This window comes from Salipiger sp. PrR007, assembly GCF_010499845.1.
GTDB lineage: Bacteria > Pseudomonadota > Alphaproteobacteria > Rhodobacterales > Rhodobacteraceae > Salipiger > Salipiger pacificus_A.
In genome coordinates this window covers 1-20,220 of record NZ_JAAGOZ010000046.1, presented here as the reverse complement: position 1 = coordinate 20,220, position 20,220 = coordinate 1, and the positions used below count along the sequence as shown (strand labels likewise).

Genomic DNA, 20,220 nt, shown 5'->3' with positions numbered 1-20,220 from the left:
TTAAGTGCTGCCGCGCCAATGGTACTGCGTCTCAAGACGTGGGAGAGTAGGTCACCGCCAAACCTAGTAAAACCCACCGTATCTCTCCTAAACGATCTCATCCTGTCGCGGGATGGAGCAGCCCGGTAGCTCGTCAGGCTCATAACCTGAAGGTCGCAGGTTCAAATCCTGCTCCCGCAACCAACACCACCAAAAAAACACCACGCACAGCGCCCCAACGGGGCGCTTTTTGCGTTCACGCGCAATAGGTGCGGGCATCTCACCCGCCTTGGCCTTGGCCTGGGCGTGCCGGTGTTGGCGGCGGAGCGCCAGAGCCCGGCGCGAGAAGGGAGGTCTCGGCGGCCGGGGTGCAGCCACGGAGCGGGCCCAGGCCCTGCCTCAGCTGGTCCGCCGCCCGGTCGACGGCGCGATCAACCAGCCGTTCGGGGCTGTTCAGCAGGTCATCGGCGCGCTGCGCTGCCTCGCCGATCCGGATCTCCAGAAGGTCGAGCCGGGCGGAGATATTCTGGGCAGCCTCGGTGCCCATCGCGCCGCTGCCCGCGCGCAGTGCAGCGAGATCACCCCGCAAGCCGACCACCTCAGAGGTGATCGCGCCAAGCTCCTGGCGCAACGGGTCTATCGTGACGAGACACTCGGCAAAGCTGCTGGTGATGTCCTCGATGCGATTGCCGAGCTGCAGCGCGAGAAAGAGGCAGAGGGCGACAATGAGCAGTGTGGCGTTCAGCAGCGCCAGAAGCAACGTCTTGATCGTCGTTCCAAAGCTCCGCTCGCGCATTGGGTGTCCTCCTCGGGAATGCCGAGGTTTACCCTAGGGAGCGTCGGGCCTGCTGACAATCCGCAGCAGGTCCGCCGAAAAAAGGCGCTTCCCACCATGATAATTGGCCGCCCCGCGTCTGCGGGGCGGCCAATCCAAAGGAATTCAGAGCCCGGCACGCTTTTGCACCAGGCGCTGGAGACGGCGGCTTAGGACACGACGTCGAGCAGACGGCCCTTCAGCTGGCCATCGCTGTCGTCGGTGTAGATCAGCGCGCGGATCTTGGCGACCTGCTCCGGGGTCAGGACGGTGAGGTCTGCCTCGGGGGCAAGCGTCTCGACGCGGGAGATTTCTGCGGGGGTGAGGGCAGGGGTGATGTCGTCACCGAGAGCCGCGAGTTTTGCGCGGATGTCTTCATCCGTGCTTGCGCCGCTGATGATCGCGAGCGCATCGCCGCGCTGCTCACCGGTCATCATCATCACCTGTTCCGCCGGCAGGTATTCCTCGATCTGGGCCATCTGCTCGGCGGAGAAGGTCATCGGGGCCGACTCGCGCATGGCGATGGTTTCGATGCCCTCACGCTTCTGGGTGTCCGACGCACCGCTATTGGCGATCGCCATGGCCTCGATGACCTGGGTGTCTGTGAGCGTCATCACGTCGACGTCGGGCGCATAGGTGTTGATCAGCGTTGTCTGCTCTTCGGTCGCGGCAAGTGCGCCGGTGGCAAGAAGCGAGGTCAGCGCGGTCATGGCAAGAAAGCGTTTCATGGGAAGTCCTCCGTAAAGGTTTTTTGGTCGCCGTGCGAGCGGTGCTGCTGCACGTTGTTTCTGGCCACCCAACTCACTGGCTTTGCAGACCGTTCCCGAAAGAAGGCGGCGCAAATTTCCGTGTGGCCGCGCGCTCCGCCCTTGCGGCCCGCGTTGCCGGGCCTAGACGCGCGCAAACGTGCCAGGGCGACGGGGGTTCCGTAACGTCGCGACGACGATGGATCAGAAAATCGTTTTGCGCGTTACCGGTTGCGTGATCACCGAGATGCGGAGACTGGCGGACTCCGCTTGTATCGGCGCGCGGCAGGGCTTATACGACCCGCCAACCGAGGATTTCCCGCAAGGCAGACCTGCATGACCAACCCGCTCCAGTTCATTCAGCAGACGCGGTCCGAGATCGGCAAGATCGCCTGGCCGACCCGTCGCGAAGTGATCCTGACCACGGTCACCGTTTTCGTGATGGCGACGCTCACGGCGATCTTCTTTGCGCTTGTCGACATCCTGATCCGCACCGGCCTGCAGGGCCTGCTCTCCTTCTTCGGCTGAGCATCGCGCGGGCGCGCAGGGCGCGCCCGGCTTTCGGGGTGCCGCCCCTGTCCGCCGCTGTCGGACATCCCATTGAAATTTCCGCCTAGAAGAGAGGGTTCCGCCGCGCCGCGGTGCCCAAACGGAGACATTCCGGGCCGGCCCTTGAATTCGGGACGCAGCGGGGGTACTGCACAGACCACTTCCCAAAGCGGGCGTGCAGCGATTCGGTTGCACGCCGGTTTTCTTTTGGGGCGGGACGCATCGGCGCCCCGAAATGGCACGCCGGAACGGCGCGCATCTGAACGGACGGCCCCTACGGGCGGTCAAGGTAACGAAGAGGGGCCAGATGGCGAAGCGGTGGTATTCGGTGAGCGTTCTGTCGAACTTCGAGAAGAAGATCGCGGAACAGATCCGGCAGGCGGTGGCCGAACAGGCGCTTGAGGACCAGATCGACGAAGTTCTCGTGCCGACCGAGGAGGTCATCGAGATCCGCCGCGGCAAGAAGGTTACGACCGAGCGCCGTTTCATGCCCGGCTACGTGCTGGTGCACATGGAAATGTCTGACCGGGGGTATCACCTGGTCAACTCGATCAACCGGGTGACCGGTTTCCTTGGCCCGCAGGGCCGCCCGATGCCGATGCGTGACGCCGAAGTTCAGGCGATCCTCGGCCGGGTGCAGGAAGGCGAGGAAGCCCCGCGCACTCTCATCCACTTCGAGGTGGGCGAGCGCGTCAAGGTCAACGACGGCCCCTTCGAGGGCTTCGACGGCATGGTCGAGGGCGTCGACGACGACAACCAGCGCCTGCGCGTCTCGGTGTCGATCTTCGGCCGGGAGACCCCGGTCGAACTGGAATTCACTCAGGTCTCGAAGCAGGGCTGAGCGTCTCGGCGGGGCTTGCCCCGCCTTTCAGGTGGGAGGCGAGGGCAGCGCGCTGTCCGGACCAGACCACACCAAGCACCCCCTCGCGAACGCGTTCGTGGGGATTTGGATAAAGGAGAGGCCACATGGCCAAGAAACTCGCTGGCAAGATGAAGCTGCAGATCCCTGCAGGCAAAGCCAACCCGTCGCCGCCCGTCGGCCCCGCGCTGGGTCAGCGCGGCATCAACATCATGGAATTCTGCAAGGCGTTCAACGCCAAGACGCAGGACATGGAAGTTGGTGCACCCTGCCCGACCGTGATCACCTACTATCAGGACAAGTCCTTCACCATGGACATCAAGACGCCCCCCGCGTCTTACTACCTGAAGAAGGCAGCCGGCCTGAAGCCCGTCGGCAAGCGCAACCGTCCGCGCGGCGCAGAGAAGCCCGGCCGTGAGACCATTGCCACCGTCACCGTCGCCCAGGTCCGTGAGATCGCGGAAGCGAAGATGAAGGACCTGTCGGCAAACGACGTCGAACAGGCAATGCAGATCATCCTTGGCTCGGCCAAGTCCATGGGCATCGAGGTGAAATAAGATGGCTAAACTCGGAAAACGCACCCGCGCCGCCCGTGAAGCCTTTGCTGGCAAGGAAGAGCTGAGCGTCGAAGACGCAGTCGCTCTGATCAAGGCAAACGCCTCGGCCAAGTTCGACGAGACCGTCGAGATCGCGATGAACCTCGGCGTCGACCCGCGCCACGCTGACCAGATGGTCCGCGGCGTTGTCGGCCTGCCGAATGGCACCGGCAAGACCGTGCGCGTGGCCGTCTTCGCCCGTGGCGCCAAGGCTGACGAAGCCCAGGCCGCCGGCGCGGACATCGTTGGCGCAGAAGACCTGATGGAAACCATCCAAGGTGGCACCATCGACTTCGACCGCTGCATCGCGACTCCGGACATGATGCCGATCGTCGGCCGTCTGGGTAAGGTGCTTGGCCCGCGCAACCTGATGCCGAACCCCAAGGTCGGTACCGTGACCATGGATGTTGCCCAGGCCGTCAAGGACGCCAAGGGTGGCCAGGTTCAGTTCAAGGTCGAAAAAGCCGGCGTGATCCACGCGGGCGTTGGCAAGGCGTCGTTCGACGATGCCAAGCTGGTCGAGAACGTGCGCGCCTTCGTCAATGCTGTCGCCAAGGCGAAGCCGACCGGTGCAAAAGGCACCTACGTGAAGAAGATCTCGCTCAGCTCCACCATGGGTCCGGGCGTGTCGGTGGACGTGACCTCGGCCAACGTCGAGTGATCTGACCCGATCTGATTGCGAAGGCCCCGCCGGAAACGGCGGGGCCTTTTGCATTTCGGGAGCGGCTCAGCGCAGGCGCGCCGCGGTGCGCAGCACCAGGAAGGACGCCTTGAAGCAGAGCGGCCCGACGATCAGCGACAACGCGAAGGCCACCGGCCAGGCGGCAAGCCAGTGATGCATCCAGACCGACATCCAGCCGGTCGTGAACCGCAGCGGGATGGCGCTGAAGATCAGAGTCATCAGAAAGGACATGCTGCCCGAGATGAACAGCTGCGCGAGTATGAGGGTGGAACGGGACGTGGTCATCGGGTCTCCTGTGGCGACATGCGAAGGGCAGGGCGCGTCAGAGGGCCGATCCGTTCGGAACACTCCACGCGCCCCGTGTGAGCAGGGCGCCGCGGGTTCGTGGAACGACTAACTCCCGCGGGAAGCGGGGGCCGGGCTAACCAACCGGCCTGACGTTTTTCGGCTCGGATGCACTTAAGGGACGTCAAGCGGGCGGTCAAGCCTTCGAGCGGTTCGCTGGTGCATTGCATCTTTGCGAACCGGTGGTAGGATGCGCGCCTCCGCAACGGGGCGCTTCTGCCCTTGGCAAGGGACACAAAACCCTTTAAGCGGAGCAGACGAGGGCAGCGCACGATTCGTCGCGGCCCTCGATTTCGTCCGAGACGGTGGGTGGGTGATCGGTCCGTGGATCGAATATCCTTAAATCCTGCCTGAGACGGGAAGAGACATAACGTTCCGGGCCGATGTGCTCCGGTGGCGCGATGTGACGACCCGATCGGACCTTGAGGCCGGGGAGACCCGGCAGAACGAGCCGGAGGGGTCGAATCCCCTCCATAACTTGGAGTGAAACTGTGGATAGAGCCCAGAAAGAGAAAGTGGTCGAGGAACTCGGCCAGATCTTTGAAAGCTCTGGCGTCGTGGTGGTTAGCCGCTACGAAGGTCTCACGGTTGCCGAGATGACGGATCTTCGTGCCCGCGCCCGCGCGGCAGACACGTCGGTTCGCGTCGCCAAGAACAGGCTCGCCAAGATCGCTCTGAAGGGTACCGGCTGCGAGAGCATCGCCGACTACCTCGAGGGCATGACCGTTCTGACCTACTCCGAAGACCCCGTGGCAGCTGCCAAGGTGGTCGAGGACTTCGCCAAGGCAAACTCGAAGTTCGAGATCCTCGGCGGTGCAATGTCTGGAACGGCTCTGGACCGGGCCGGTGTCGAGGCCGTGTCGAAAATGCCGTCGCGCGAGGAGCTCATTGCCTCCATCGTCGGCTGCATCGGCGCACCCGCTTCGAACATCGCCGGCGCGATTGGCGCACCTGCATCGAACATCGCATCGATTCTCTCGACCATCGAAGAGAAAGCTGCGTAACGGCACCCAACAGATCTTCGTGGGGTTGAAGACCTACACGTTGGAACACATCTAGCTAAACGGAATACGTAAAATGGCTGATCTGAAAGCACTTGCTGAGCAAATCGTTGGTCTGACGCTGCTCGAAGCACAAGAACTGAAAACCATCCTCAAGGACGAGTACGGCATCGAGCCCGCAGCTGGTGGCGCAGTGATGGTTGCTGGTCCGGCAGCTGGCGGCGACGCAGCAGCTGAGGAAGAAAAAACCGAATTCGACGTGATCCTCAAGTCCGCTGGCGACAAGAAGATCAACGTGATCAAAGAAGTCCGCGCCATCACCGGCCTGGGCCTGAAAGAAGCCAAAGAGCTGGTGGAAGCAGGCGGCAAGGCTGTCAAAGAAGGCGTGTCGAAGGACGAAGCTGAAACGATCAAGAAGCAGCTCGAAGAAGCTGGCGCCGAGATCGAAGTCAAGTAATCGTCCCCCGGGGCGACCCGGTAGGATCGCAAATTTGGCTGGATCCGGAGAAATCCGGGTCCAGCCGAACCCGTCTCAGCAAGGCCCTTTCGAGAGGGCTTTTCTAAGGCGAGTTCCAGGATCGGGAGGCTTCTGGTGGGACAGAAGCCAGGAATGGATCGGAACACTGCCGTCTCGGATGGATGTGCCGCTGGTGCCCGACAGCATGCGCGTCCGGTGAGAATCGAAAGGTGAACAGACCTATGGCGCAAAGCTTTCTTGGCCAGAAACGTCTCCGCAGATATTACGGTAAAATTCGTGAGGTTCTGGAGATGCCGAACCTCATCGAGGTTCAGAAAAGCTCCTACGAACTCTTCCTGAAGTCCGGCGACCAGCTCCAGCCCACCGACGGCGAAGGCATCATGGGCGTCTTCCAGTCGGTCTTCCCGATCAAGGACTTCAACGAGACCGCCGTGCTCGAGTTCGTCAATTACGAACTGGAAAAGCCCAAGTACGACGTCGAAGAATGCATGCAGCGCGACATGACCTACAGCGCGCCGCTGAAGGTGACCCTGCGCCTCATCGTGTTCGATATCGACGAGGATACCGGCGCCAAGTCGGTCAAGGACATCAAGGAACAGGACGTCTTCATGGGCGACATGCCGCTGATGACCCCGAACGGGACGTTCATCGTGAACGGCACCGAGCGCGTGATCGTGTCCCAGATGCACCGTTCGCCGGGCGTCTTCTTCGACCATGACAAAGGCAAGACGCACAGCTCGGGCAAGCTGCTCTTCGCCTGCCGCATCATCCCCTATCGCGGCTCGTGGCTCGACTTCGAATTCGATGCCAAGGACATTGTCTTTGCGCGGATCGACCGCCGCCGGAAGCTCCCGGTCACGACCCTGCTCTACGCCCTGGGTCTCGACCAGGAAGCGATCATGGATGCCTATTACGACACCGTGTCCTACACGCTGCGTCGTGGCGAAGGCTGGGTGACCAAGTTCTTCCCCGACCGGGTGCGCGGCACGCGCCCGACCTACGATCTCGTGGATGCGGACACTGGCGAGATCATTGCCGAGGCCACCAAGAAGGTGACCCCGCGCGCGGTCAAGGCCCTGATCGACGAAGGCAAGGTCAAGAACCTGCTGCTGCCCTTCGAGCAGATCGTCGGGAAGTTCGTCGCCAAGGACATCATCAACGAGGACACCGGCGCGATCTACGTCGAAGCCGGCGACGAGCTGACCTGGGAAGTCGACAAGGACGGTGACGTCACCGGCGGCTCCCTCAAGGAGCTGATCGACGCGGGTGTCACCGAGATCCCCGTTCTCGACATCGACAACATCACCGTCGGCGCCTACATGCGCAACACGATGGCGCAAGACAAGAACATGGACCGCAACAGCGCGCTCATGGACATCTACCGCGTCATGCGTCCGGGCGAGCCGCCGACCGTCGAGGCCGCCTCGTCGCTGTTCGACACGCTGTTCTTCGATAGCGAGCGTTACGACCTCTCGGCCGTGGGCCGCGTGAAGATGAACATGCGCCTCGCGCTCGACAAGCCGGACACCCAGCGCACGCTGGACCGTGATGACATCGTCAAGTGCATCAAGGCCCTGGTCGAGCTGCGTGACGGCAAGGGGGAAGTCGACGACATCGACCACCTCGGCAACCGCCGCGTCCGCTCCGTCGGCGAGCTGATGGAAAACCAGTACCGCGTCGGCCTGCTCCGCATGGAGCGCGCGATCAAGGAGCGCATGTCGTCGGTCGAGATCGACACCGTCATGCCGCAGGACTTGATCAACGCCAAGCCGGCGGCTGCCGCCGTGCGCGAATTCTTCGGCTCGTCGCAGCTGTCGCAGTTCATGGACCAGACCAACCCGCTTTCTGAAGTGACGCACAAGCGTCGCCTGTCGGCCCTCGGGCCGGGCGGTCTGACCCGCGAACGCGCCGGCTTCGAGGTGCGCGACGTGCACCCGACCCACTATGGCCGGATGTGCCCGATCGAAACGCCGGAAGGCCCGAACATCGGTCTGATCAACTCGCTGGCCACCTTCGCCCGCGTCAACAAGTACGGCTTCATCGAGACCCCGTATCGCAAGGTTGTCGATGCCAAGGTGACCGACGAAGTCCAGTACATGTCGGCGACCGAGGAAATGCGTCACACCGTGGCGCAGGCCAACGCGACGCTGGATGAAGACGGCAAGTTCATCAACGACCTGGTCTCGACACGCCAGTCGGGCGACTACACGCTCGCGCCGCGCGAAAGCGTCGACCTGATCGACGTTTCGCCGAAGCAGCTGGTCTCGGTCGGTGCCTCGCTCATCCCGTTCCTGGAAAACGACGACGCCAACCGCGCACTGATGGGCGCGAACATGCAGCGTCAGGCCGTGCCCGTCCTCAAGTCCGAGGCGCCGCTGGTTGGCACCGGGATCGAAGAGGTCGTGGCGCGCGACTCCGGCGCGGCGATCATGGCCAAGCGTGGCGGCGTCATCGACCAGGTCGATGCGCAGCGTATCGTGATCCGTGCGACCGATGGTCTCGAGCCGGGTGATCCGGGCGTGGACATCTACCGCATGCGCAAGTTCCAGCGTTCGAACCAGAACACCTGCATCAACCAGCGTCCGCTGGTGAAGGTGGGCGATCTGGTGCGCAAAGGCGAAGTGATCGCAGATGGCCCGTCCACCGACATCGGTGAACTGGCGCTCGGCAAGAACATCATCGTCGCCTTCATGCCCTGGAACGGCTACAACTACGAAGACTCGATCCTGATCTCCGAGCGCATCGCGCGTGACGACGTCTATACCTCGATCCACATCGAGGAATTCGAAGTCGCCGCCCGTGACACCAAGCTCGGGCCGGAAGAGATCACCCGCGACATCCCCAACGTCGGCGAGGAAGCCCTGCGCAACCTCGACGAAGCCGGTATCGTCTATATCGGTGCGGACGTGGAGCCGGGCGACATCCTCGTGGGCAAGATCACTCCGAAGGGCGAAAGCCCGATGACGCCGGAAGAGAAACTCCTCCGCGCCATCTTCGGCGAGAAGGCTTCGGATGTTCGCGACACCTCGCTGCGCGTGAAGCCGGGCGACTACGGCACCGTCGTGGAAGTTCGCGTCTTCAACCGCCACGGTGTCGAAAAGGACGAACGTGCGCTGCAGATCGAGCGCGAGGAAGTGGAACGTCTGGCCCGTGACCGGGACGACGAGCTCGCCATCCTCGACCGCAACATCTACGCACGTCTCAAGGACCTGATCCTCGGCAAGACCGCGGTGAAGGGCCCGAAGGGCGTCCGTCCGAACTCGGAGATCGACGAAGAGCTTCTTGAAAGCCTGAGCCGCGGCCAATGGTGGCAGCTCGCGCTGGCGGAAGAAGCCGATGCGCAGATCGTCGAGGCCCTGCACGAGCAGTACGAGGCGCAGAAGCGCGCACTCGACGCCCGTTTCGAGGACAAGGTCGAGAAGGTCCGCCGTGGCGACGACCTGCCGCCGGGCGTGATGAAGATGGTCAAGGTCTTCGTCGCGGTGAAGCGCAAGCTGCAGCCGGGCGACAAGATGGCGGGCCGTCACGGGAACAAGGGCGTGGTGTCGCGCGTGGTGCCGATCGAGGACATGCCGTTCCTCGCAGATGGTACGCCGGTCGACTTCTGCCTCAACCCGCTGGGTGTGCCGTCGCGTATGAACGTGGGTCAGATCCTCGAGACGCACATGGGCTGGGCCGCACGCGGTCTGGGCCAGCAGATCGAGGAAGGCCTGCAGGAGTACCGCCGCTCGGGCGACCTGACACCGGTGCGCGAGGCCATGCGCCACGCCTACGGTGCCGAGGTCTACGCCGAGGGCATCGAGGGCATGGACGAGACGCAGCTCATCGAAGCGGCCTCGAACGTGACCCGCGGTGTTCCGATCGCGACGCCGGTCTTCGACGGCGCCAAGGAAGCCGACGTGAACGACGCGCTGGAGCGCGCGGGCATCGCCCAGTCCGGCCAGTCCGTGCTGTTTGATGGCCGCACCGGCGACCAGTTCGCGCGTGAGGTGACGGTGGGCGTGAAGTACATGCTCAAGCTGCACCACCTTGTCGACGACAAGATCCACGCACGTTCGACCGGCCCGTACTCGCTTGTGACCCAGCAGCCGTTGGGTGGTAAGGCGCAGTTCGGTGGCCAGCGTTTCGGGGAGATGGAGGTCTGGGCTCTGGAAGCCTATGGCGCCGCCTACACCCTGCAGGAAATGCTGACCGTGAAGTCGGATGACGTGGCGGGCCGGACCAAGGTCTACGAAAGCATCGTCAAGGGCGAGGACAACTACGAAGCGGGCGTTCCCGAGAGCTTCAACGTGCTCGTGAAGGAAGTCCGCGGCCTCGGCCTGAACATGGAACTCCTGGACGCGGAGGACGAGGAATAACGGCCCTTCCAGCCACCGCGCGGGGCACCGGCCTCGCGCGGCTCCTCTCTCCAAGCCCTGTCATTTAGGAAGACGACATGAACCAGGAACTGACGAACAACCCGTTCAACCCGCTGACGCCGCCCAAGGTCTTCGACGAGATCAAGGTGTCGCTGGCGTCGCCCGAGCGGATCCTCTCGTGGTCCTACGGCGAGATCAAGAAGCCCGAGACGATCAACTACCGCACGTTCAAGCCCGAGCGTGACGGCCTGTTCTGCGCGCGCATCTTTGGCCCGATCAAGGACTACGAGTGCCTGTGCGGCAAGTACAAGCGCATGAAGTACCGCGGCGTCGTCTGCGAGAAGTGCGGCGTCGAAGTCACCCTTCAGAAAGTGCGCCGCGAGCGCATGGGCCACATCGAGCTCGCAGCTCCCTGCGCGCATATCTGGTTCCTGAAGTCGCTGCCCTCGCGCATCGGCCTCATGCTGGACATGACGCTGCGTGACCTCGAGCGCGTGCTGTACTTCGAGAACTACGTGGTGATCGAGCCGGGCCTGACCGACCTGACCTACGGCCAGATGATGACCGAGGACGAGTTCCTCGACGCGCAGGACCAATACGGTGCCGACGCGTTCAGCGCCAACATCGGTGCCGAGGCCATCCGCGAGATGCTCGCCGCAATCGACCTCGAAGCCGAGGCCGAGCAGCTGCGTGCGGACCTCAAGGAAGCCACCGGCGAGCTGAAGCCCAAGAAGATCATCAAGCGCCTCAAGGTGGTTGAATCCTTCCTCGAGTCGGGCAACCGCCCCGAGTGGATGATCCTCACCGTGATTCCGGTCATCCCGCCCGAACTGCGCCCGCTGGTGCCGCTCGACGGTGGCCGCTTCGCGACCTCGGATCTCAACGACCTGTACCGCCGCGTGATCAACCGGAACAACCGCCTCAAGCGGCTGATCGAACTGCGCGCGCCGGACATCATCGTCCGCAACGAAAAGCGGATGCTGCAGGAAGCCGTTGACGCGCTGTTCGACAACGGCCGTCGTGGCCGCGTCATCACCGGCGCCAACAAGCGCCCGCTGAAGTCGCTTTCGGACATGCTCAAGGGCAAGCAGGGCCGCTTCCGTCAGAACCTTCTGGGCAAGCGCGTCGACTTCTCGGGCCGTTCGGTCATCGTGACCGGTCCGGAACTCAAACTGCACCAGTGCGGCCTGCCGAAGAAGATGGCGCTCGAACTCTTCAAGCCCTTCATCTACTCGCGGCTGGAGGCCAAGGGCCTGTCCAGCACCGTGAAGCAGGCGAAGAAGCTGGTCGAGAAAGAGCGTCCGGAAGTCTGGGACATCCTCGACGAGGTCATTCGCGAGCACCCGGTTCTGCTGAACCGCGCGCCGACGCTGCACCGTCTCGGGATCCAGGCGTTCGAACCCCAGCTGATCGAAGGCAAAGCCATCCAGCTGCACCCGCTCGTCTGCTCGGCGTTCAACGCCGACTTCGACGGTGACCAGATGGCTGTTCACGTGCCGCTGTCGCTCGAAGCGCAGCTCGAGGCGCGCGTCCTGATGATGTCCACGAACAACGTGCTGTCGCCTGCAAACGGCAGCCCGATCATCGTGCCGTCGCAGGATATGATCCTTGGCCTCTACTACACGACCATCATGCGCGAAGGCATGAAGGGCGAGGGGATGAAGTTCTCCAACATCGAAGAGGTCGAGCACGCCCTGACGGCTGGCGAAGTGCACCTGCACGCCAAGATCGAATGCCGCGTGAAGCAGATCGACGAAGAGGGCAACGAGGTCGTCAAGCGTTACGAGACGACCCCGGGCCGCGTGCGCCTCGGCGCGCTGCTGCCGATGAACGCCAAGGCTCCGTTCGACCTGGTCAACACGCTGCTGCGTAAGAAGGACGTTCAGAAGGTCATCGACACCGTCTACCGCTACTGCGGCCAGAAAGAGTCGGTCATCTTCTGCGACCAGATCATGTCGATGGGCTTCAAGGAAGCGTTCCGCGCCGGCATTTCGTTCGGCAAGGACGACATGGTCATCCCCGACAGCAAGTGGACCCTCGTCGAGGAAACCCGCGACCAGGTGAAGGACTTCGAGCAGCAGTATCTCGACGGCCTGATCACCCAGGGCGAGAAGTACAACAAGGTCGTGGACGCCTGGTCGAAGTGCAACGACAAGGTCACCGACGCCATGATGAACACCATCTCGGCGAACAAGCGCGCCGAGGACGGGTCGGAAATGGAGCCGAACTCGGTCTACATGATGGCCCACTCCGGTGCGCGTGGCTCGGTCACCCAGATGAAGCAGCTGGGCGGGATGCGCGGCCTGATGGCGAAGCCGAACGGCGACATCATCGAGACCCCGATCATCTCGAACTTCAAGGAAGGCCTGACCGTTCTCGAGTACTTCAACTCGACCCACGGTGCCCGTAAGGGTCTGTCGGATACCGCTCTGAAGACGGCGAACTCGGGGTACCTGACCCGTCGTCTGGTGGACGTGGCGCAGGACTGTATCGTGCGCTCGCACGACTGCGGCACCGACCGCGCGATCACCGCGGAAGCGGCTGTCAACGACGGCGAAGTCGTCGCATCGCTGGCGGAGCGTATCCTTGGCCGTGTGGCTGCGGACGATATCCCGCATCCGGTCACGGGTGAGGTTCTGGTCCGGGCCGGACAGCTCATCGACGAGCGCATGGCCGACACCATCGACGAAGCGGCCGTGCAATCCACGCGCATCCGCTCGCCGCTGACCTGTGAGGCCGAAGAGGGCGTCTGCGCCATGTGCTATGGCCGTGACCTCGCGCGTGGCACCATGGTCAACACCGGTGAAGCTGTCGGCATCATCGCCGCGCAGTCGATCGGTGAACCCGGCACCCAGCTGACGATGCGGACCTTCCACATCGGCGGCGTTGCCCAGGGTGGCCAGCAGTCGTTCCAGGAAGCGTCTCAGGAAGGTGTGATCGAGTTCGAGAGTGCCTCGACCCTCGAGAACTCCATCGGCGAAACTCTCGTCATGGGCCGCAACATGAAGCTGCGGATCATGGGCGAGGACGGCAAGGAACGTGCGAGCCACAAGCTCGGCTACGGCACCAAGCTGTTCGTCAAGGAAGGCCAGTCGGTCAAGCGCGGCGACAAGCTGTTCGAATGGGATCCCTACACCCTGCCGATCCTGGCGGAAGCGGATGGTATCGCGAAGCACGTCGACCTCTCTGCAGGTGTGGCTGTCCGCGACGAGACCGACGAAGCGACCGGCATGACCCAGAAGATCGTGATCGATTGGCGTGCGGCACCGAAGGGCAACGAGCTCAAGCCGGAGATCATCCTGATGGATGCCGACGGCGAGCCCGTGCGCAACGCGGCCGGCAACCCGCTGACCTACCCGATGTCGGTGGATGCCATCCTGTCCTGTGAAGAAGGTCAGGAGATCAAGGCCGGTGACGTTCTGGCGCGTATCCCGCGCGAGGGCGCGAAGACGAAGGACATCACCGGTGGTCTGCCGCGTGTGGCCGAACTCTTCGAGGCGCGTCGTCCGAAGGACCACGCCATCATCGCCGAGATCGACGGCTACGTGCGCTTCGGCAAGGACTACAAGAACAAGCGCCGCATCGCGATCGACCCGGTCGACGACACGCTGGAGCCCAAGGAATACATGATTCCGAAGGGCAAGCACATTCCGGTGGTCGAGGGCGATTACGTCCAGAAGGGCGACTACATCATGGACGGCAACCCGGCGCCGCATGACATCCTGGCCATCATGGGTGTCGAGGCTCTGGCGAACTACATGATCGACGAAGTTCAGGACGTCTATCGACTGCAGGGCGTGAAGATCAACGACAAGCACGTCGAGGTCATCGTCCGTCAGATGCTGCAGAAGTGGGAAATCCACGACTCCGGCGACACCACGCTGCTCAAGGGCGAGCACGTGGACAAGGCGGAGTTCGACGCGGTCAACGAGAAGATCGAGAAGAAGGGCGGCCGTCCGGCCACCGGCGAACCGATCCTCCTCGGCATCACCAAGGCGTCGCTGCAGACCCGCTCGTTCATCTCGGCGGCCTCCTTCCAGGAGACCACCCGCGTGCTCACCGAGGCTTCGGTGCAGGGCAAGAAGGACAAGCTGGTCGGCCTCAAGGAGAACGTCATCGTGGGCCGCCTGATCCCGGCGGGTACCGGTGGCGCGACCCAGCGGGTGCGTCGCATCGCGACCGAGCGCGACAACAAGGTGATCGAAGTGCGCCGCGACGAGGCCGAACAGGCCGCGCTCCTGGCCGCTCCCGACGCCTCGTCGAGCGATGTGATCGGTGGCGACGAGTTCGACACGCTGGTCGTGGACACGCCGGAAAGCCGCGAGTAATCGCGCGCCGCACGGCGAAAGGCTTCGGGCCCCCGCACTCCGGTGCGGGGGCCTTTTTCTTTTCAGGGCAAGGGAGGAGCCTCTGCCCCCAACCTGCAGCCGCGCGCCGCCGGGGGTATTTTGACCCAGAGGGAAGACGGGCGCGGCATCGTCGCATGTTTTTGATGGTGGCGGCGCAGGGGCGGTGCTAGCGATTTGGCCATGAACCGCTTGTCCGACAATGGCCGCGGCATGCTCCTGATGATCGGGAACATGGCCGCCTTCACCTTCAGCGACGCCTGCGTGAAGGCGATCGGGACCGCCCTGCCGTTGTCGCAGGTGCTGGTGCTGCGGGGGATCGTCGCGAGTCTCTTCATCGGCTGGCTGGCCATGCGCCTTGGCGCCTTCCGCCACCGCCCCGCGCCGCGCGACGCGGGGCTCATGCTGCTGCGCGGGATCGCCGAATGCGGCTCAGCCTATTTCTTCCTGACGGCGCTGCGGAACATGCCGCTCGCCAATGCCACCGCGCTTTTGCAGATGCTGCCGCTGACGGTGACGCTCGGCAGCGCGGTATTTTTCGGGGAGCCGGTGGGCTGGCGGCGCTGGCTGGCCATTGCGGGCGGCTTCTGCGGTATGCTGCTCATCGTGCGGCCGGGCACCGAGGGCTTCAATGCCCATTCGGTCTATGCGCTGCTGGCGGTCGGCGCGGTGACCCTGCGCGACCTGACGACGCGGCGGCTCTCGCCTGCGCTTCCGAGCATGCAGGTGACACTGTCGTCATCGGTGTTCGTCATGCTCTTTGCCACGGTCTGGTCGCTGGGCGAGGATTGGCAGGCGCTCGATGCGCGGCTCGGGGCGCTGATGCTGGGGACTTCGCTGCTCATCGTCATCGGCTACACGCTCAGCGTCATGGTGATGCGGGTGGGCGATGTCGGCTTCGTGGCCCCCTTTCGCTACACCGGCTTGCTCTGGGCACTGCTCCTGGGGCTGGTGCTCTGGGGAGAACTGCCGCACCCCATGACGCTACTCGGCGCGGCGGTGATCGTCGCGATGGGCAGCTTCACGCTCTGGCGCGAGCGGCAGCTGGCGCGCGCCGAGGCAAGGGCTCAACTCGCGGCGGCTGGGGCGAATACGCGGCGGATATGATCGGCATCGATCGCGAATAGGCGGTTCATCTCTGCCTCTCCCGCGGGATCGAGCCGGGGCAGGGCGACGGGCCTCACATGCGCTTTCTGGCGTGAATCGTTGTGCTCGTTGTGCCCGCGCAGGTACATCGGGCGATCGGAGAAGCTGAGCGCCGGCATGAAGCGGTTCAGCTTGTTGTGGCCGAAGTTCATGATGCTCTGCCGCACACCGGGCGCGACCGCTACCGCCTGCGCCACGCCCCAGAAGGGTGTCATGCAAGGCTCTGCGCGGAGCCCGTCAGCATCGGGCCTGCCGACATAGCCGCGGTTCCAGTCCAGCGCCACCAGCCGGTGCTTCGCGCGCAGGGTCGAGATGTCGAGGGCGGCGGCCCGCAGATCCTCGACGAAGCTGACCGCCACAGCGTCGTCGTCGTCATGGCGGAACTGGAGACAGGGCTGCGACATATCCCGCGCGGCGTTGATCACCTGCTGGCAGACCTGCCGGTGCGGCCCGGGCGGGCGGCTGACGATGCGGGCCTGCGGAAAGTCGCTCAGCAGGGCCTGCAAGCGGTCAAAGTAGGGCCGCGGCATGGCCTCGCCAACGAGCACGAGGAAGATGAAATCCGGGTCGGTCTGGGCCTTCAGCCCGGGCAGGCAGATACACTCGAAATGGCGTAGCCTTTCCTCCATCCGCGCGGAGGAGTAGAGGTACGCGATGCGCTCCTCGATGGTCTCGTGCTCGACCTGGAACCCGCCCTCGGCGGGATAGGAAAATCGGCACAGGCCAATGATCTGCATGGGGAGGCTCCCGCGTGAAACGTCCCGGCCATGCTTGGCATCGTGGCCCCGTGCCGGCAAGTGCCGGGAGGCGTCCAGAGCGGGCGTGATGCCCCGGGGCGGGGCTTGTTGACAAGCACAGCGACTCCCCCTATACGCGCCTCAATCCGGCGGAGGCCCCAGTGCGTCCGCCGCATTCTACAGAACTACAGTGGTCAAGATCGGCGTCCCTGGCCCCGATCCTCTGGAGACCCACCGCGACGTCACCCGTGCCCGGGGACGTATGCGGTTTTGCGTCGTTTGTGGGGTATCCACCCTGAGGTCTTCGGACCTTCGGCGCATCACCGGTGACCTGCGGACGCGTGGGGCGCCTTGTCGATTGAACCGCATGGGGGGCTCCCCGTGCACCACATATGTGAGAATTACGGGGAACAACCCATATGCCCACGATCCAACAGCTGATCCGCAAGCCGCGGCAGCCGAAAGTTAAACGTTCGAAGTCGCAGCACCTCGAGCAGTGCCCGCAGAAGCGCGGCGTCTGCACCCGCGTCTACACCACCACGCCGAAGAAGCCGAACTCGGCAATGCGTAAGGTGGCCAAGGTGCGTCTGACCAATGGCTACGAAGTCATCTCCTACATCCCGGGTGAATCGCACAACCTGCAGGAGCACTCGGTTGTGCTCATCCGCGGCGGCCGTGTGAAAGACCTTCCGGGTGTCCGTTACCACATCCTGCGCGGTGTTCTGGATACCCAGGGCGTCAAAGACCGTAAGCAGCGTCGCTCGAAGTACGGCGCGAAGCGTCCGAAGTAAGAGGATATATAAATGTCTCGTCGTCACGCCGCTGAAAAACGCGAAGTCCTGCCCGACGCCAAGTATGGCGACCGGGTTCTGACCAAATTCATGAACAACCTGATGATCGACGGCAAGAAGTCGGTCGCAGAGCGCATCGTCTACAACGCCCTCGAGCGCGTCGAAGGCAAGGTGAAGCGCGCGCCCGTGGAAGTGTTCCACGAGGCTCTGGACAACATCAAGCCGGCCGTCGAAGTTCGTTCGCGCCGCGTTGGTGGTGCCACCTACCAGGTCCCCGTCGAAGTGCGCCCCGAGCGCCGTGAGGCCCTGGCCATCCGCTGGCTGATCGCAGCCTCGCGCGCCCGCAACGAGCACACCATGGAAGAGCGCCTCGCAGGCGAGCTCCTGGATGCCGTGCAATCCCGTGGCTCCGCTGTTAAGAAGCGCGAAGACACCCACAAGATGGCCGACGCAAACAAAGCGTTCAGCCACTACCGCTGGTAATCTCCGGAAAGGCAGACCACCATGGCACGCGAATATCCCCTCCAGCGTTACCGCAACTTCGGGATCATGGCCCACATCGACGCGGGCAAGACCACGACCACGGAACGCATCCTGTACTACACCGGCCGCTCGCACAAAATCGGCGAAGTCCACGATGGCGCAGCCACCATGGACTGGATGGAGCAGGAGCAGGAGCGCGGCATCACGATCACGTCCGCTGCGACCACCACCTTCTGGCAGTGGCAGGAAGATCCGACCGAGGAAGGTACCTCGGACACGAAATTCCGCTACAACATCATCGACACTCCCGGCCACGTTGACTTCACCATCGAAGTCGAGCGTTCGCTGGCCGTGCTCGACGGTGCGATCTGCCTCCTCGACGGCAACGCCGGCGTGGAGCCGCAGACCGAAACCGTGTGGCGTCAGGCTGACCGCTACAAGGTGCCGCGCATCGTGTTCGTCAACAAGATGGACAAGATCGGCGCTGACTTCTTCAACTGCGTGAAGATGATCAAGGACCGCACGGGCGCAATCCCGGTCCCCGTCAACTTCCCGATCGGTGCGGAAGACCAGCTCGAAGGCATCGTCGACCTCGTGACCATGGAAGAGTGGGTCTGGCAGGGCGAAGACCTCGGCGCATCCTGGGTGCGTCAGCCGATCCGTGACGACCTGAAGGACGTGGCCGACGAGTGGCGTTCGCACCTCATCGAGCATGCCGTTGAGCAAGACGATGCGGCGATGGAAGCCTACCTCGAAGGCGAAGAGCCCGACGTTCCGACCCTGCGCAACCTGATCCGCAAGGGCACGCTGTCGCTGTCCTTCGTTCCGGTCCTGGGTGGCTCGGCGTTCAAGAACAAGGGCGTTCAGCCCCTGCTCAACGCTGTGGTCGACTTCCTGCCCGGTCCCCTCGACGTTCCGCCGTACATGGGCTTCTCGCCCGACGACGAGACCGAGACCCGGAACATCGAGCGCCGCGCGTCGGACGAAGCACCCTTCTCGGGCCTCGCGTTCAAGATCATGAACGACCCCTTCGTGGGCTCGCTCACCTTCACCCGTATCTACTCCGGTACGATGAAGAAGGGCGATTCGATCATGAACTCGACCAAGGGCAAGAAAGAGCGCATCGGTCGTATGATGATGATGCACTCGAACAACCGGGAAGAGATCGAAGAAGCGTTTGCAGGCGACATCATCGCGCTGGCTGGCCTCAAAGAGACCACCACCGGTGACACCCTCTGCGACGCTCAGAAGCAAGTGGTTCTCGAAACCATGACCTTCCCCGATCCGGTGATCGAGATCGCGGTCGAGCCGAAGACGAAGAACGACCAGGAGAAGATGTCCCAGGGTCTGGCCCGTCTGGCCGCAGAAGACCCCTCCTTCCGCGTCGAGACCGACCTCGAGTCCGGTCAGACCATCATGAAGGGCATGGGCGAACTTCACCTCGACATTCTCGTCGACCGCCTGAAGCGCGAGTTCAAGGTCGAAGCCAACATCGGTGCCCCGCAGGTGGCCTATCGCGAGACCATCGGTCACGAGATCGAGCACACCTACACCCACAAGAAACAGTCGGGTGGTTCGGGTCAGTTCGCAGAGGTCAAGCTGGTCATCAGCCCAACCGAAGCGGGCGAAGGCTACTCGTTCGAGTCCAAGATCGTCGGTGGTGCGGTTCCGAAGGAATACATCCCGGGCGTCGAAAAGGGCATCAAGTCGGTCATGGACTCCGGTCCGCTGGCAGGCTTCCCGGTGATCGACTTCAAGGTCGCGCTGATCGACGGCAAGTTCCACGACGTGGACTCCTCGGTTCTGGCGTTCGAAATCGCGGCGCGGATGGCGATGCGCGAAGGTCTGCGCAAGGCCGGCGCGAAGCTGCTCGAGCCGATGATGAAGGTCGAGGTGGTCACGCCGGAAGAGTACACCGGTTCGATCATCGGTGACCTCACCTCCCGCCGCGGCCAGGTGTCCGGCCAGGAGCCGCGCGGCAACGCCGTCGCAGTTCAGGCCTTCGTGCCGCTGGCCAACATGTTCGGCTACATCAACACCCTGCGCTCCATGTCCTCGGGCCGCGCGCAGTTCACGATGCAGTTCGACCATTACGATCCGGTTCCGCAGAACATCTCGGACGAGATCCAGGCGAAATACGCATAAGCAGCGGTGCGGGGCCCAGCCCCGCACCCTACCCCCGTAGGGTGCGTGATCACACGCACCGCCACTGACCAAGGAGGCCATCATGGCTAAGGAAAAGTTTGAGCGCGGCAAACCGCACTGCAACATCGGCACGATCGGTCACGTCGACCACGGCAAGACCACGCT

Annotated in this window: 17 protein-coding genes and 1 tRNA gene; 14 read left to right on the top strand and 4 right to left on the bottom strand. The window is 63.5% G+C overall.

Translation table 11 applies throughout. The annotated features are described in order from the left end of the window. The first annotated feature begins 106 nt into the window (after positions 1-106). Positions 107-183: transfer RNA gene (locus G0Q01_RS18705), tRNA-Met, on the top strand. A 76-nt stretch (positions 184-259) separates the two neighbouring features. Here G0Q01_RS18705 and G0Q01_RS18700 read toward each other — a convergent pair. Both G0Q01_RS18700 and G0Q01_RS18695 read right to left on the bottom strand, forming a co-directional pair. Next, the gene (locus tag G0Q01_RS18700) at positions 260-775 is read right to left on the bottom strand and encodes a hypothetical protein (RefSeq protein ID WP_164197160.1); all 516 of its coding nucleotides are present in this window, start codon (positions 773-775) and stop codon (positions 260-262) included. A gap of 188 nt (positions 776-963) precedes the next feature. Beyond that, entirely contained in the window at positions 964-1,521 is a 558-nt protein-coding gene (locus G0Q01_RS18695) for a hypothetical protein (protein WP_164213726.1), read from the bottom strand. A 354-nt stretch (positions 1,522-1,875) separates the two neighbouring features. Between G0Q01_RS18695 and secE the strand changes: the two genes are divergently transcribed. From secE to rplA, 4 genes are all read left to right on the top strand, one after another. Further along, on the top strand, positions 1,876-2,067 hold the full coding sequence (gene secE, locus G0Q01_RS18690) for a preprotein translocase subunit SecE (protein WP_092431405.1): 192 nt from the start codon (positions 1,876-1,878) through the stop codon (positions 2,065-2,067). Positions 2,068-2,395: 328 nt separating this feature from the next. Then, entirely contained in the window at positions 2,396-2,929 is a 534-nt protein-coding gene (gene nusG, locus G0Q01_RS18685; protein ID WP_095880754.1) for a transcription termination/antitermination protein NusG, read from the top strand. A gap of 125 nt (positions 2,930-3,054) precedes the next feature. Next, the gene (gene rplK, locus G0Q01_RS18680; protein WP_095880753.1) at positions 3,055-3,504 is read left to right on the top strand and encodes a 50S ribosomal protein L11; all 450 of its coding nucleotides are present in this window, start codon (positions 3,055-3,057) and stop codon (positions 3,502-3,504) included. Position 3,505: 1 nt separating this feature from the next. Beyond that, positions 3,506-4,204 (top strand): 50S ribosomal protein L1, encoded by a 699-nt coding sequence (rplA, locus tag G0Q01_RS18675; RefSeq protein WP_108964486.1) that lies wholly within the window; start codon positions 3,506-3,508, stop codon positions 4,202-4,204. A 66-nt stretch (positions 4,205-4,270) separates the two neighbouring features. Here the strand turns inward: rplA and G0Q01_RS18670 are convergent, their stop codons facing one another. Further along, positions 4,271-4,510, bottom strand: a complete 240-nt coding sequence (locus G0Q01_RS18670) for a DUF2798 domain-containing protein (protein ID WP_164197158.1) — start codon at positions 4,508-4,510, stop codon at positions 4,271-4,273. A gap of 551 nt (positions 4,511-5,061) precedes the next feature. On the opposite strand from G0Q01_RS18670, the gene rplJ reads away from it, so the two are divergent. From rplJ to G0Q01_RS18645, 5 genes are all read left to right on the top strand, one after another. After that, entirely contained in the window at positions 5,062-5,574 is a 513-nt protein-coding gene (gene rplJ, locus G0Q01_RS18665; RefSeq protein ID WP_108964488.1) for a 50S ribosomal protein L10, read from the top strand. Between the two features lie 73 nt (positions 5,575-5,647). Further along, a complete protein-coding gene (gene rplL, locus G0Q01_RS18660; protein WP_108964489.1) occupies positions 5,648-6,028 on the top strand; it encodes a 50S ribosomal protein L7/L12 in 381 nt (126 codons plus the stop codon). Positions 6,029-6,270: 242 nt separating this feature from the next. Continuing rightward, positions 6,271-10,407: a DNA-directed RNA polymerase subunit beta gene (gene rpoB, locus G0Q01_RS18655; protein ID WP_108964490.1), complete on the top strand. Its 4,137-nt coding sequence runs from the start codon at positions 6,271-6,273 to the stop codon at positions 10,405-10,407. A 77-nt stretch (positions 10,408-10,484) separates the two neighbouring features. Continuing rightward, positions 10,485-14,735, top strand: coding sequence for a DNA-directed RNA polymerase subunit beta' (gene rpoC, locus G0Q01_RS18650; RefSeq protein WP_108964491.1), 4,251 nt, complete (start codon positions 10,485-10,487; stop codon positions 14,733-14,735). A gap of 201 nt (positions 14,736-14,936) precedes the next feature. Beyond that, on the top strand, positions 14,937-15,860 hold the full coding sequence (locus G0Q01_RS18645) for a DMT family transporter (protein WP_164197157.1): 924 nt from the start codon (positions 14,937-14,939) through the stop codon (positions 15,858-15,860). Here the strand turns inward: G0Q01_RS18645 and G0Q01_RS18640 are convergent. Continuing rightward, positions 15,821-16,636: a putative rhamnosyl transferase gene (locus tag G0Q01_RS18640; protein WP_164197156.1), complete on the bottom strand. Its 816-nt coding sequence runs from the start codon at positions 16,634-16,636 to the stop codon at positions 15,821-15,823. The two genes, G0Q01_RS18645 and G0Q01_RS18640, sit on opposite strands and share 40 nt — an antisense overlap. A 419-nt stretch (positions 16,637-17,055) precedes the next feature. Here G0Q01_RS18640 and rpsL point away from each other — a divergent pair, with 419 nt between their 5' ends. The 4 genes from rpsL to G0Q01_RS18620 form a co-directional block, all read left to right on the top strand. Continuing rightward, complete coding sequence (rpsL, locus tag G0Q01_RS18635; RefSeq protein WP_005862801.1) at positions 17,056-17,427, top strand: 30S ribosomal protein S12; 372 nt, start codon at positions 17,056-17,058, stop codon at positions 17,425-17,427. A 12-nt stretch (positions 17,428-17,439) separates the two neighbouring features. After that, the gene (gene rpsG, locus G0Q01_RS18630; RefSeq protein WP_092431391.1) at positions 17,440-17,910 is read left to right on the top strand and encodes a 30S ribosomal protein S7; all 471 of its coding nucleotides are present in this window, start codon (positions 17,440-17,442) and stop codon (positions 17,908-17,910) included. Between the two features lie 21 nt (positions 17,911-17,931). Continuing rightward, entirely contained in the window at positions 17,932-20,055 is a 2,124-nt protein-coding gene (gene fusA / locus G0Q01_RS18625) for an elongation factor G (RefSeq protein ID WP_108964494.1), read from the top strand. 82 nt (positions 20,056-20,137) lie between these two features. Further along, a partial coding sequence (locus G0Q01_RS18620; RefSeq protein ID WP_235939862.1) for a GTP-binding protein occupies positions 20,138-20,220 on the top strand: 83 nt, incomplete at its 3' end.

Bases quoted from the DNA above. Each gene is read 5' to 3' on its own strand.
- G0Q01_RS18700 (WP_164197160.1), bottom strand. From the start codon at position 775: ATGCGCGAGCGGAGCTTTGGAACGACGATCAAGACGTTGCTTCTGGCG.
- G0Q01_RS18695 (WP_164213726.1), bottom strand. From the start codon at position 1,521: ATGAAACGCTTTCTTGCCATGACCGCGCTGACCTCGCTTCTTGCCACC.
- secE (WP_092431405.1), top strand. From the start codon at position 1,876: ATGACCAACCCGCTCCAGTTCATTCAGCAGACGCGGTCCGAGATCGGC.
- nusG (WP_095880754.1), top strand. From the start codon at position 2,396: ATGGCGAAGCGGTGGTATTCGGTGAGCGTTCTGTCGAACTTCGAGAAG.
- rplK (WP_095880753.1), top strand. From the start codon at position 3,055: ATGGCCAAGAAACTCGCTGGCAAGATGAAGCTGCAGATCCCTGCAGGC.
- rplA (WP_108964486.1), top strand. From the start codon at position 3,506: ATGGCTAAACTCGGAAAACGCACCCGCGCCGCCCGTGAAGCCTTTGCT.
- G0Q01_RS18670 (WP_164197158.1), bottom strand. From the start codon at position 4,510: ATGACCACGTCCCGTTCCACCCTCATACTCGCGCAGCTGTTCATCTCG.
- rplL (WP_108964489.1), top strand. From the start codon at position 5,648: ATGGCTGATCTGAAAGCACTTGCTGAGCAAATCGTTGGTCTGACGCTG.
- rpoB (WP_108964490.1), top strand. From the start codon at position 6,271: ATGGCGCAAAGCTTTCTTGGCCAGAAACGTCTCCGCAGATATTACGGT.
- rpoC (WP_108964491.1), top strand. From the start codon at position 10,485: ATGAACCAGGAACTGACGAACAACCCGTTCAACCCGCTGACGCCGCCC.
- G0Q01_RS18645 (WP_164197157.1), top strand. From the start codon at position 14,937: ATGAACCGCTTGTCCGACAATGGCCGCGGCATGCTCCTGATGATCGGG.
- G0Q01_RS18640 (WP_164197156.1), bottom strand. From the start codon at position 16,636: ATGCAGATCATTGGCCTGTGCCGATTTTCCTATCCCGCCGAGGGCGGG.
- rpsL (WP_005862801.1), top strand. From the start codon at position 17,056: ATGCCCACGATCCAACAGCTGATCCGCAAGCCGCGGCAGCCGAAAGTT.
- rpsG (WP_092431391.1), top strand. From the start codon at position 17,440: ATGTCTCGTCGTCACGCCGCTGAAAAACGCGAAGTCCTGCCCGACGCC.
- fusA (WP_108964494.1), top strand. From the start codon at position 17,932: ATGGCACGCGAATATCCCCTCCAGCGTTACCGCAACTTCGGGATCATG.